The organism is Mesorhizobium sp. M1D.F.Ca.ET.231.01.1.1 (genome assembly GCF_003999155.2).
GTDB lineage: Bacteria > Pseudomonadota > Alphaproteobacteria > Rhizobiales > Rhizobiaceae > Mesorhizobium.
Genome location: NZ_RZOZ02000001.1, coordinates 977345 through 989828, shown reverse-complemented (window position 1 = coordinate 989828; position 12484 = coordinate 977345). Strand labels below are relative to the sequence as shown.

Annotated in this window: 12 protein-coding genes and 1 tRNA gene; 6 read left to right on the top strand and 7 right to left on the bottom strand. The window is 64.8% G+C overall.

The window, feature by feature from the left end:
- Positions 1-20 precede the first annotated feature (20 nt).
- Complete coding sequence (locus EN874_RS05030) at positions 21-326, top strand: hypothetical protein (RefSeq protein WP_127424276.1); 306 nt, start codon at positions 21-23, stop codon at positions 324-326.
- Positions 327-649: 323 nt separating this feature from the next.
- Here the strand turns inward: EN874_RS05030 and EN874_RS05025 are convergent.
- Together EN874_RS05025 and EN874_RS05020 are read right to left on the bottom strand one after the other, a co-directional pair.
- Positions 650-723 (bottom strand) — tRNA-Gln (locus tag EN874_RS05025).
- Positions 724-866: 143 nt separating this feature from the next.
- Positions 867-1799, bottom strand: a complete 933-nt coding sequence (locus EN874_RS05020) for a YbhN family protein (protein WP_127424275.1) — start codon at positions 1797-1799, stop codon at positions 867-869.
- 249 nt (positions 1800-2048) lie between these two features.
- Between EN874_RS05020 and EN874_RS05015 the strand changes: the two genes are divergently transcribed.
- Both EN874_RS05015 and EN874_RS05010 read left to right on the top strand, forming a co-directional pair.
- On the top strand, positions 2049-3380 hold the full coding sequence (locus EN874_RS05015; protein WP_127424274.1) for a Ppx/GppA phosphatase family protein: 1332 nt from the start codon (positions 2049-2051) through the stop codon (positions 3378-3380).
- A gap of 55 nt (positions 3381-3435) precedes the next feature.
- On the top strand, positions 3436-4131 hold the full coding sequence (locus EN874_RS05010; RefSeq protein WP_126084287.1) for an RlmE family RNA methyltransferase: 696 nt from the start codon (positions 3436-3438) through the stop codon (positions 4129-4131).
- A 68-nt stretch (positions 4132-4199) separates the two neighbouring features.
- On the opposite strand, the gene EN874_RS05005 is transcribed toward EN874_RS05010, so the two are convergent.
- Both EN874_RS05005 and EN874_RS33590 read right to left on the bottom strand, forming a co-directional pair.
- Positions 4200-5621 carry an MFS transporter gene (locus tag EN874_RS05005; protein WP_127424273.1) on the bottom strand — a complete coding sequence of 474 codons (1422 nt, stop codon included), beginning with the start codon at positions 5619-5621 and terminating at the stop codon, positions 4200-4202.
- 103 nt (positions 5622-5724) lie between these two features.
- Positions 5725-5877, bottom strand: coding sequence for a hypothetical protein (locus tag EN874_RS33590; protein WP_168247356.1), 153 nt, complete (start codon positions 5875-5877; stop codon positions 5725-5727).
- Between the two features lie 39 nt (positions 5878-5916).
- Here EN874_RS33590 and guaB point away from each other — a divergent pair, with 39 nt between their 5' ends.
- The 3 genes from guaB to EN874_RS04990 are packed head-to-tail and all read left to right on the top strand — an operon-like array spanning position 5917 to position 8445.
- Entirely contained in the window at positions 5917-7419 is a 1503-nt protein-coding gene (guaB, locus tag EN874_RS05000; RefSeq protein WP_127424272.1) for an IMP dehydrogenase, read from the top strand.
- A 52-nt stretch (positions 7420-7471) separates the two neighbouring features.
- A complete protein-coding gene (locus tag EN874_RS04995) occupies positions 7472-8008 on the top strand; it encodes a hypothetical protein (protein ID WP_168247355.1) in 537 nt (178 codons plus the stop codon).
- A 17-nt stretch (positions 8009-8025) separates the two neighbouring features.
- Positions 8026-8445, top strand: coding sequence for an MAPEG family protein (locus EN874_RS04990; RefSeq protein WP_127424271.1), 420 nt, complete (start codon positions 8026-8028; stop codon positions 8443-8445).
- 44 nt (positions 8446-8489) lie between these two features.
- Here EN874_RS04990 and rnd read toward each other — a convergent pair whose 3' ends face one another.
- The 3 genes from rnd to EN874_RS04975 all read right to left on the bottom strand — a co-directional run bounded on the left by rnd (position 8490) and on the right by EN874_RS04975 (position 12417).
- A complete protein-coding gene (rnd, locus tag EN874_RS04985) occupies positions 8490-9641 on the bottom strand; it encodes a ribonuclease D (protein ID WP_127424270.1) in 1152 nt (383 codons plus the stop codon).
- Between the two features lie 178 nt (positions 9642-9819).
- Positions 9820-11058: an MFS transporter gene (locus EN874_RS04980; protein WP_126084281.1), complete on the bottom strand. Its 1239-nt coding sequence runs from the start codon at positions 11056-11058 to the stop codon at positions 9820-9822.
- A gap of 126 nt (positions 11059-11184) precedes the next feature.
- On the bottom strand, positions 11185-12417 hold the full coding sequence (locus tag EN874_RS04975; protein ID WP_127424269.1) for an MFS transporter: 1233 nt from the start codon (positions 12415-12417) through the stop codon (positions 11185-11187).
- Positions 12418-12484 lie beyond the last annotated feature (67 nt).

Genomic DNA, 12484 nt, shown 5'->3' with positions numbered 1-12484 from the left:
GTCGGCCGCCATGTTAAATTATGCAGGCGATGAAGCTTCTCCTGATCGCATTCGCTGTCGCTCACAGCTGGTACACCGGCTACCATGATCCGGTCACCGGCTATGAATGTTGCGACGATAAGAAGGATTGTGGGGTCATCAACCCGCGCTTTGTTGAGCCGCTGCCGGGCGGCAATTTCAATGTCCGCACGGGGTCCAAGACGCGATATTTCATTCCCAGGAACCGCGTCATAGAGAGCGAAGACAACCAGTACCACATCTGCTTGTCCGCTCCGTTTTCATATATCCGCTGCTTCTTTGCGCCACGTACCGAGGCGAGCCGATGAGCCCGTCCCTCGCGAGCGGGCTCGTGCTGCGCTACCGGCGGCGGTGGACGCCCTGTCCCTGACACGGGAGCGGCCCGGCGCTCCGGCGGGGTAGGCCAGTGCAAGCCGGGCCTAACCGGCGGGGGCTCGGAATCGAAACACGGCACCGGCTGAGGACAAATATAGGCTTCTGCTAATATGCTTCGAATGCATTCATTGGTTGGCGAGGCCCATCCATAAGGACGATGGGCGGTGGATACAGCCGGGCTGCTTTGCCTGGTCACGGGCCAGCGGCCGATGCAACACGATTCGCCGGCGTCCTTGTTCCTGCTTGATTATTTGAGTGGCTGGGGAACCTGGATTCGAACCAGGACTAACGGAGTCAGAGTCCGTGGGTCTACCGTTAACCTATTCCCCAGCAGGCGCGACTGGTATCGCGCGAAGCGGGCGGCTGTGTGCCGCGAGCGCTGCCTTGTAGCCGCCGCCGGAAAATAGTCAACCCCGCGCCGCGTTTCAATCGCAGCTTTTGATCGCTTTGGCTCGGCGCGGCGGGGAAGGGGCTCAGCCTTCGCCGCGGCTGTATTGCGAGTGCTCGAAAAACAGCACCACGCCGAGGCCGATGAGCAGCGGGACAATCAGGTAGAACAGGCGGAAGACCAACAGCGCGGCAAGCACACCGACCGGGTCCATGTGCGACAAACCGGCCAGGAAGACGATCTCGAAAACGCCGAGGGCGCCCGGCGCATGCGACAGCAATCCCACCGAGAAGGACACCATGAACACGCCCAGTATGACGAAATAGCCAGGATTGCCGGCGGCCGGCAGGACAAAGTAGATGATCGCCGCGGCTGCCAGCAGTTCGACCGGGCCGATCAGCAATTGCCGCGCCACGATCGGCAGCGCCGGGTAATGCAGCTGGAAGCTGCCGATCTTGAGCGGCCTCAGATGGAGCCAGCTGCAGAACACATATGTCGCGACCAGGATCAGCATGAGAAGGCCGGCCGCGGCAGCCAGTTCGTGGTGCGGGGTCGTGGTGAAACGATCGACGATCTGCGGCTCCAGCACCAGCACCATGCCCCCGACAAGCAGGCTGGAGAGCACGAAGGTGATCCAGCAGATCGCCACCAGAATGCCGACATCCTGGCCGGTCAGCCCCCTCGTGCCATAGGCGCGGTAGCGGATCACCGCGCCGGACAGCACCGAGCCGCCGATATTGTGCGACAGCGCATAGGTGGTGAAGGAGCAAAGGGTGACGAAGAGCCAGGACACTCTTTTGCCGATATGGAGCAAAGCGATGTGGTCGTAGCCGGCGAGCGACGCATAGGCGACGACGGAACTTAGCGCCGCCAGCATCCAGCCACGCGCGGGGATGGCGACGATACCGGCCCAGACGTCGTCGAGCGAAACGCCGCGCAGCTCGTGGATGAGCAGCCAGAGGGAGAACACCACGGCTGCTATGCCGATGACCGGCCAGAAATAGCGCCTCCAGTTCATGGCGTCGTCGTCATGCTGTTAAGCTCATGGATATGATGCTGCCCAAACCCTCTCGAACCCTCGTTTGAGACATGCCTGATTGAAGCCGGCTATTCAACCGGCAAGAGATTGCCCCTGCGTGACGCCGCCAAAAATCAAGTCACCCGGTCTTGGTGATTGCGGATCGCGCTGCTAGTCTGTCCTCAACTTGAAACAAATCTAGGTAGCTGCTGCGTCCTTCCGGTTCGCGCGGCGCCGAAAGGAATTGCAGTGGAAGACCACGATACCGGCGCTGGCGCGTCGGCAGTGGGCGTGTCCGGGGCATCGCCGACGGAATCGGCGCGGTTTAGCCGCCATGCGGGTGCGCATGCCAGACATGCCGGCCAACGACATGCCGACCAAAGACATGCCGACAATCAAGGCGAGAACCAGAAGGGCAAGACGCGCAAGCGCCGCAAGCGCCGGCGCGGCCGCAAGGTGTTCGCACGCGACGAGAACGGCATCATACCGCTGTCGGTGCCCGCCGCCGCACCTGCCGGCCGTGCGCCAGATCCGGCGCCGCCATCGCCGCAACCGCGACCGGTGCAGAACGGCCCGCGGCCGCCGCATCTGGAACTGCCCGTCTTCGCCGCGCTCGATCTCGGCACCAACAATTGCCGGCTGCTGGTCGCCGTGCCCGGCCGTCATGGCCAGTTCCGCGTCATCGATGCCTTTTCGCGCATCGTCAGGCTGGGTGAGGGGCTGTCCGCCAGCGGGCGGCTCGGCCAGGCCGCCATGGATCGCGCCGTCGAGGCGCTCAAGGTCTGCGGCGAGAAGCTGCGCAATCGCAAGATCAGGAAGGCAAGGCTGATCGCCACCGAGGCCTGTCGCTCCGCCGAAAACGGCGTCGAGTTCCTTGAGCGCGTCGAGCGCGAGGCAGGGCTGAAGCTGGAAATCATCGACCGCCAGACCGAGGCCCGCCTGGCGGTCTCCGGCTGCGGCTCGCTGGTCGAGCGCGATACGCGCGGCGTGGTGCTGTTCGATATCGGCGGCGGCTCGTCCGAGATCGCGCTGATCGACCTCACCCGGGGCCAGCGCTCGCCGCGGCTCGCCAACCACATCGTCTCCTGGACTTCGCTTCCGGTCGGCGTCGTCTCGCTCGCCGAGCGTTTTGGTGGCCGCACGGTGACGCGCGAGACCTTCGCAGCCATGGTCGAGGATGTCGCGGTGAGGCTGAAGGCCTTCGACGGGCGCGACCGGCTTGCGCATGTGCTGGCCAGCCCCCAGTTCCATCTGCTCGGCACCTCCGGCACGGTGACGACGCTGGCCGGCGTCCATCTCGATCTCGAGCGCTACGACCGTCGCCGCGTCGACGGGCTGTGGATGGACCGCCAGAGCGTCGACCGCATGGTGGAAAAACTGATCGGCTGGGATTTCCAGCAGCGCGTCGCCAATCCCTGCATCGGCGCCGATCGCGCCGACCTGGTGCTTGCCGGCTGCGCCATCCTGGAAGCGATCCGCGGCGTGTGGCCGTCCGAGCGGCTGCGCGTTGCCGACCGCGGCTTGCGCGAGGGGATTTTGAGCGAGCTGATGGCCGATGACGGCGCCTGGCGTCGGGCATGATCCCCCAAAGTGGCGTCCGGTTTCTGAAAAAGATCATGCTCAAAAGAGAACGGCCATGACGAAAAAGCCGGAGAAGCCGGGCTCGGCCGGCATGCGCGTGCTGAAAACGAGGATCAAGAAGAAGAGCGGGCTCAAGGAATCCTCGCGCCGCTGGCTCGAGCGTCACATGAACGATCCTTACGTGCAGCGCTCCAAGGCCGATGGCTACCGCTCACGTGCTGCCTACAAGCTGACCGAGATCGACGACAAGCACCATCTCCTGAAACCCGGCATGAAGGTGATCGACCTCGGTGCCGCTCCCGGCGGCTGGTGCCAGGTGGCGGCGGCGCGCACCAAATCGAGCGCCGAGAACCCGCATGTCGTCGGCATCGATTATCTCGAGATGGACGCGGTGCCGGGGGCAGTCATCCTGGAGATGGATTTCCTCGATCCGGAAGCGCCGCAAAAGCTGTCCGAGGCGCTCGGCGGCCAGCCCGACGTGGTGCTGTCGGACATGGCGGCGCCCACCACCGGGCACCGCCGCACCGACCATCTGCGCACTATGCACCTATGCGAGGTGGCGGCCGATTTCGCGCTGCAGGTTTTGAAGCCTGGCGGGCATTTCCTCGCCAAGACGTTCCAGGGCGGCGCCGAGAACGAGCTCTTGTCGCGGCTGAAGCAGAATTTCCGCTCGGTCCACCACGTCAAGCCGCCGGCTTCGCGCGACGAGTCGGTGGAGCTTTATCTGCTGGCCAAGGATTTCAAAGGGTAGCTCATCCCTCTCGGCGCTGCGCGCCGATCCACCTTCTCCCACAACAAGGGGAGAAGGAGAGGCCGCGCCTACTTCCCCGCCCCACCCACCGCCTCCAGCGTCTTCGGCGTCGTCAATTTGCCATGTCCCGACACCGCGTTGCCGGCGTCGGGCGCTAGCCGCATGAAGGTCACCGATGCCGCCGCCGAGACGGCGGCGACGATAAAGAAGGCGATGTGGAAGTCGCTGAGCGTCAGCGGCCCGCCATGGATCGAGGTCGACACTTCAAGGATGCCGCCGGCCAGCGCCACGCCGAGCGCGATCGAAAGCTGCTGGAAGACGGCGGTGATCGGCGTCGCCTTGCTGGTGTCGGCGGCGGAAATCTCGGCATAGGAGAGCGCGTTGACGCCGGTGAAGAACATCGAACGGATGAAGCCACCGACCAGCAGGATCGCGAGCATCAGCGCATAGGGGGTCTCAGGCGTGAAAAGCCCATAGATGGCGATCGAGCCGGCGGCGATCAGCGAGCCCCAGATCAGCACCCGGCGGAATCCGGCGAGGCGGAAAAGCAGTGCAGTGACGAACTTCATGCCGATGGCGCCGATCGCCGAGACGAAGGTGATCATGCCGGACTGAAACGGAGTCAGCCCGAAGCCGATCTGGAACATCAGCGGCAACAGGAACGGCACAGCGCCGATGCCGATGCGAAACAGCGAGCCGCCGAGCACGGAGGAGCGGAACACCTGGTTACGGAACAGCTCCAGCGCCAGCAGCGGGTTTTCGGCGCGCCGTGCGTGCAGGAGATAGAGCACGCCCGAAACCAGGCCGACGGCGACCGTGATGAAGCCGGCGATCGGCGGCAGCGCGGGCAGGCTGACCACCGAGAGGCCGAAGACGATGCCGGACGCGGCAAGGCCGCTCAGCACGAAACCGGGAAAATCCAGCGGCGGCGTCTCGGCGGGCTCGGTCTCCGGCAGGTAGCGGGTGGCCAGCCAGATGCCCAGCAGCCCGATCGGCACGTTGATGAGAAAAATCCAGTGCCAGGTGAGATAGGTGGTGATGAAGCCGCCGATCGGCGGACCGACAAGCGGACCGACCAGCGCCGGCACCGTCAGCCACGACATCGCAGCGACCAGCTCGCTCTTCGGCGTGGCGCGCACCAGCACCAGGCGCCCGACGGGCGTCATCATGGCGCCGCCGATGCCTTGCAGGAAGCGCGACACCACGAAGGCCGGCAGCGAGTTGGAGAAGGCGCAGGCGACCGATCCGGCGATGAAGACGGCGATCGCGGCGCGAAACACGTTCTTGGCCCCGAACCGGTCCGCCATCCAGCCGCTGATCGGAATGAAGATCGCCAGCGACACCAGATAGGCCGTCAGCGCCAGCTTCAGCGCGATCGGGCTGGTGTGGATATCGATGGCGATCGCCGGCAGCGAGGTGGCGATCACGGTCGAATCCATGTTCTCCATGAAAAGTGCGACCGCCAGGATGAGCGGGATGATGCGGTTCAAGGGAACGCCCTGATTTGACTTCGCGATTCTGGGCCTGGCCGGGGGCGAGCCGGCACGACCGGGCGGTACCACCAATTGGCCCGGATGTCGCATTAAATTGCTGTCACTTTTGTGCGACCGCAACCACTGGTGGCTTCAAAATGGTCACGCGCAACACTTTGCGACGGAACGCAACGATCGGCTTTTCAACCGCAGCAGGACGTGTTACCAGCCAGCGCCAATCCTGAAAGGGAAGATGAGAGTCGGCGCTGGCCATTTCGGCCCGGCGCCTTTTCCGCATTCAAAAGGACTGGCCATGGCAAAAATCATCGAGACGTCCACCGGCGCGCTGGCGCTGACCTTCGACGACGTGCTGCTGCAGCCCGGCCATTCCGAGGTGATGCCCGGCCAGACCGACATCCGCACCCGCATCGCCGGCGACATAGATCTCAACACGCCGATCCTCTCGGCCGCCATGGACACCGTCACCGAGGCCAGGCTGGCGATCGCCATGGCGCAGGCCGGCGGCATCGGCGTCATCCACCGCAATTTCTCGCCGGCCGAGCAGGCCGAGCAGGTCCGGCAGGTGAAGAAATTCGAGTCGGGCATGGTGGTCAATCCCGTTACCATCGGCCCGGACGCGACGCTGGCCGACGCGCTGGCGCTGATGCGCTCGCACGGCATCTCTGGCATTCCGGTGGTGGAAAACGGCGGCACCGGCGGTCACACGGTCGGCCGGCTGGTCGGCATCCTCACCAACCGCGACGTGCGCTTCGCCTCCGATCCGTCGCAGAAGGTTTACGAATTGATGACCCGTGAGAACCTGATCACGGTGAAGGAGAACGTCGACCAGGACGAGGCCAAGCGCCTGCTGCATAAGCACCGCATCGAGAAGCTGGTGGTGGTCGACCGGAAGGGCAATTGCGTCGGCCTGATCACCGTCAAGGACATCGAGAAGTCGCAGCTCAACCCGCACGCCACCAAGGACGCGCAGGGGCGGCTGCGCGCCGCCGCCGCCACCAGCGTCGGCGACGACGGCTTCGAGCGCGCCGAACGCCTGATCGACGCCGGCGTCGACTTGCTCGTCATCGACACCGCGCATGGCCATTCGCAGCGCGTGCTGGATGCGGTGACGCGGGCCAAGAAGCTCTCCAATTCTGTGCGCATCCTGGCCGGCAATGTCGCCACCGCCGAAGGCACGCAGGCGCTGATCGATGCCGGTGCCGACGCCGTCAAGGTCGGCATTGGCCCGGGCTCGATCTGCACCACCCGCATCGTCGCCGGCGTCGGTGTGCCCCAGCTGTCCGCGATCATGTCGGCGGTCGAGGTGGCTGAGAAGTCTGGCGTGACGGTGATTGCCGACGGCGGCATCAAATATTCGGGCGATCTCGCAAAGGCGCTCGCCGCCGGCGCGGGCGCCGCCATGATCGGTTCGCTGCTTGCCGGCACCGACGAAAGCCCGGGCGAGGTCTACCTGCACCAGGGCCGCTCCTTCAAGGCCTATCGCGGCATGGGCTCGGTCGGCGCGATGGCGCGCGGCTCGGCCGACCGATACTTCCAGGCCGAGGTCCGCGACACCCTGAAACTGGTTCCGGAAGGCATTGAAGGGCAGGTTCCCTACAAAGGACCTGTGGCTGGCGTGCTGCACCAGCTTGCAGGCGGCCTGAAAGCCGCTATGGGTTATGTCGGTGGGCGCGACCTTGCCGAGTTCCGCGAACGCGCCACCTTTGTGCGCATATCGAACGCCGGACTTCGTGAAAGCCACGCCCATGACGTCACGATCACCCGCGAAAGCCCGAACTATCCGGGCGGACTATGATCAGGCCGGCGAACGGCCGGATCGCCCGGGCCTGTGGCGTGGCTTGATCGTAATGGTGCTGCGCCTGTCGCGTCATGTGGCGGCGCTCTCCGTCGCCTCCGCCGCGATCTTCATCGCCATGACGGCGCTGGAGTTCTTCTATTTCCGCCGGCTGAGCGGCGGGCTCCCTTCGCTCGACATGCGCGTCACCGGTTTCACGCCCGATGAAGGCATGGCATGGTTGACTGCGCTCGGCCGGCGCGGCGGCGAGATCATCATCGTTTGGCACTTTCTGACCTTCGACTTGCTGTTCCCGGCGCTGCTGTCGCTCACCCTGGTCAGCCTGATCGTGGCCTTCGGCCGGCGGCTCGGCAGTTTTCGCGCCATGCCTGCGCAGTTGCAGGCGCTGGCCGCGCTGGTGCTGGTCCTGCCCTACACGATCGCCGACTACGCGCAGAATTTTGCCGTGGCGCGGCTTTTGTCGGATTTCCAGTCGGCCAATCCCGATTCGCTGTCGTTCGCCTCGTCGCTGACCGTCACCAAGTTCGCGCTTCTGGCTATTCCCGTCGCGGTGGTTGCGGTGTTCGCGTTGGCGCTGCAGCGGCGCTGAGCGGACAGGGGGCGGGGATGAACCAGACTGCCATCTTCTGGCCGATGCTGGCACATGTCCTCCTGGTCTACATCGTCTATCTGGTGATGCTGAAGCGGCGCTATCTTGCCGTGAAGTCCGGCGAGGCCAAGATCAGCCAGTACAAGGTCCGCTCGACCGAGCCGGTCTTGAGCGTCACCGTCGCCAACAATCTGATCAACCAGTTCGAGCTGCCGGTCCTGTTTCACGTGCTTTGCCTGGCGCTCTTCGTCACCAACGGCGTCAACTACCTGACGCTGGCGCTGATGTGGCTCTTCGTCGTCACGCGCTATGTCCACGCCTGGGTCCATGTCACCAGAAACTACATGCTGCACCGCAGCCGAGCCTTCTACTTCGCCGCGGGCGTGCTTCTCATCGCCTGGATCTGGTTTGCCCTACACTTGGCCGGCGCGGTTTGAGTCGCGCCAGTTCCCTTCTCCCCCTTGGGAGCGAAGGAAAGGCGCTAAAGATCGAACACCGCGATCCTGCGCTTGTCGAACTTGATGCCGATCTCGCCGCGCACCAGTCTGAGCGCCTGCTCGCCGAACACGGCGCGCCGCCAGCCTTGCAGCGCCTGCACGTCGGCGGCGTCGCCCTCCGCGGCGATGCGGTCGATATCGTCGCTGGAGGCGAGCACCTTGGAGGCGACGCCCTCCTTCTCGGCGACGATCCTGAGCAGCACCTTCAGCAGTTCCGCCGCCGCGCTCGAGCCTTCCGGTGGCTGGAACGTCTTCGGCAGCTTCGGCATCGCTTCCTTCGGCAGGGCAAGCGCCGTGTTGACCGCGCCGAGCAGCGCGGTCGCGGTCGCCGACCGTTCCCAGCCCTTCGGCGTCGTGCGCAGCCGGCCGAGAGCCGTTGCATCGCGCGGCGCCTGTTGCGCGATCTCGTAGATCGCGTCGTCCTTGAGCACGCGGCCACGCGGCACGTCGCGCTCGCGCGCCTCGCGTTCACGCCATGCGGCTACCGCCTGCACGATCGCCAGTTCCTGCGGCTTGCGCAGCCGCATCTTCAGGCGCTTCCAGGCATCTTCGGGATGCGGATCGTAGGTCTCGCGCGAGGTGAGAACGTCCATCTCTTCGTTCAGCCAATGGGCGCGGTCCTCCCGCTTCAACTCGGCGCTGAGGTGCTGGTAGACCTTGATCAGATGGGTGACGTCTGCGAGCGCGTATTCGAGCTGCTTGTCGGAGAGCGGCCGGTGTCGCCAGTCGGTGAAGCGCGAGGATTTGTCGAGCCGCGCGCCGGTGATGCGCTGTACCAGCTGATCGTAGGACACGCTGTCGCCGAAGCCGCAGACCATCGCCGCCACCTGCGTGTCGAACACCGGATGCGGCACCAGGTTGCCCAGATGGACGATGATTTCGATGTCCTGGCGGGCGGCGTGGAAGACCTTGACCACCGCTTCGTTGGCCATCAGCCGAAAGAACGGTTTCAGGTCGATGTCGGGCGACAGCGGATCGATCAGCGCCGTCACGCCGGGCGCGGCCATCTGGATGAGGCAGAGGATCGGCCAGAAGGTCGTTTCGCGGATGAATTCGGTATCGACGGTGACGAAGTCCGACTTTTCGAACGCCGCGATGACGCTCTCGAGTTCTTGTTGGGTGGTGATGACGTGCATCAATTCGCTTTTGGCATCATATCAGGCCTCTTTCAATTTCAGCCGCAAACGCTTTCGTCAAGCCGCTGTTAGAGCATGATCCCGAGCCGAACGGTCAGCGGGAACCGGTTTTCGGAGAAGATCATGCTCCAACAAAGAGTTGGATCAGCATGGCGGTTCAACGAAACGTCGTGCTGATCTAGTCCTGCTTGTCTGAATCGCCGCTCCGCCGCGCCAGCCGCGCGAACAGCGTCGAGGTGCGCAAAAGCGCGGTGAAACGGCTGCGGCTGCCGGCCGGCACGCCCGACCGCACCTGCATGCGGTAGAGGATCACGATGATGAGAACGGCGTAGACCGAGGCGTTGAAGACGAACAGCGCGCTCGGCCCGAAATGCTGCATCACCGCCGACGCCGCAATCGGACCGCCGATCGCGCCGAAGGAATAGAACAGCATCAGCGCGGCGTTGATCAGCACGAACTCGCCTTTGTCGGCCCGGTCGTTGGCATGCGCGGCCGAAAGTGAATAGAGTGGCATGGCGAAGCTGCCGAAGATGAAGACGATGACGAAGTTGAGGAACGGGTCGGCGCGCGCCACGAAGGCCAGTGCCAGCGCGGCAAGCATGGCGCAGAACGTCGTCGTCAACAGCACCGTGCGCCGGTCGCGCCGGTCGGAGAGATAGCCCAGCGGATACTGGATGAGGGCGCCCCCGAATATGCCGACGCTGACGAAAGTCACCACATCGGCCACCGACATGCCGATCTCCTCGGCATAGACCGGCGACAGCGTGCGGAAGGCGCTGTTGGTGACGCCGACGGCGATGCAGCCGATCGAGCCGAGCGGCGAGATTCGCCAGACGCGCGGCAGGTCGAGCTTGACGTCTTCCGGCGGCGCCGGGTTCGAACGGTCCCCGAGCGAGACCGGCACCAGCGAAAAGGTGATCATCATCGACATGACGGCGAAGATGGCGAAACCGCCGGCGCCGAAGACCGGAATAAGAAATTGCGCGCCGGTCACCGAGCCGATGTCGACCATGCGGTAGATCGCGAGCACCCGGGCGCGGTCCTTGTTGGTGACGCCAGAATTCAGCCAGGCTTCCATGACGGTGAACAGGCCGGCGAAGCAGAAGCCGCCGGCAAAGCGGACCGCGCACCACATGACAGGGTTGATGACAAGCACCAGAAGCAGCGTGCCGACCGAGGCGATCGCGGCCAGCGCGGCAAAAGCCCTGACATGGCCGACGGCCTTCAAGATACGGGTGACCGCCAGGCAGCCGAGCAGGAAGCCGGCGAAATAGAAGGTGCCCATGAGGCCGATATCGGAAGCGGAAAAGCCTTCCCGCGCGCCCCGCAATGCGATCAGCGTGCCCTGCAGGCCGTTGCCGCCAAGCAGAATGCCAGCGGCAATGAGGAGCGGGATAAGAGGGCGGATGGAAGACATTGAAGAGAGGCAATCACGGATCTGTGACCTCTTCTTGGACCATAGATAGCATCAATGCCAGCGGCAAATGCGACACGAACACGGACCCGTTCTCGCAATCCGGGGCTGCCCATCCGGTAGGGGCCCCTAAGCTCTACCGGCCCGTATTTCCATCTCCTGCACGACCGTCGACGGCGTCTCGCCCGGAATCGCACTGATGCTCTCTGCGGCCGGCCGCCGGCCGAGCGAGCCCGCGGTCAGCAGGCTGAGCGCGATGAAGGGAATGCCGATTCCGTAGGCGGAGCGGATGCCCCAATGGTCCGATACGAAGCCGAGCAGCGGCGGACCGAGCAGGAAGGCGACGAAGGAGATCTGCGAAAGCGCCGCGACGTTGATCGCCGCCGGCCGATCCGTCCGTTGCGCCGCCGCCGAGATCGCCAGCGGGAAGATCGCGCTGCTGCCGATGCCCAGCAGAGCAAAGCCCAGCATCGAGACGAACGGCAGTGGCGAGAAGAACACGATGAGCACGCCGGCCGCCATCGTTGCCAGCAGCACGCGCGCCACGCCGCTTGGCGAATGGCGGTTGACAAAGGCGTCGGCGAAGAAGCGCGTGGTTGCCTGCGAGAAGGCGAACAGCGCCACGGTGAAGCCGGCGACGAACGGACCGGAATCGAACACCGTGCGCATGTAGATCGCCGACCAGTCTATGCTGGCGCCTTCCAGGAGCATCGCCGAAAGCGTCACCGCGACGAGGACGAGGATCGGCAGCGTCGGCCGCGCCAACATCGGCGGCTTGTCGCCGGAGTTGGCGAAGCGGGCGGGCGCCGGCTCGAAGCCGCCGAGAAACAGCGCCATCGAAACCGCCACGATGGGCACCACCAGCGCCAGATGCAGCTGCGGCGACAGGCCGAGATGCGCCATCGCGCCGCCGAACAGCCCGGCGCCGAAGAAGCCCGCGCTCCAGAAGGAGTGCGCCCGGTTCATGATTCGGCGCTTGAGCAGGAACTCTGTCCTGTCGGCCTCGACATTCAGGATGATCTCGACGCTGCCGATCATCAGCCCGACCGGCAGCAGCAGCAGGAACAGCGCGACCGGTCCCCGCGCGTGCACGGCTATGGAATAGACAAGCGCGATCAGCGGCACGAGCCAAAGCAGCGCCCGGCGAAAGCCGACGCGCTCCAAGAGAGGAGTCGCCAGCGTCAGCGCCGTCAAGGTGCCGATCGGTGTCCCGATCAGGCTGAGCCCGAGCGTGCCATCCTCGATCGCCATGGCGCGCTTTATGTCCGGCAGGCGCGGGAAAATGTTGCCCATGGCGAAGGAATAGATCGCGAAACCGGCATAGACGCGGTGCTGAGGGGCGAGTTTCAAGCCAAAGGTCATCGTGGCACTTTCCGTTGGGGAGGGCGGACGGCATCGCCGGCCCGAACGCATCACTTCTTGCACAAAC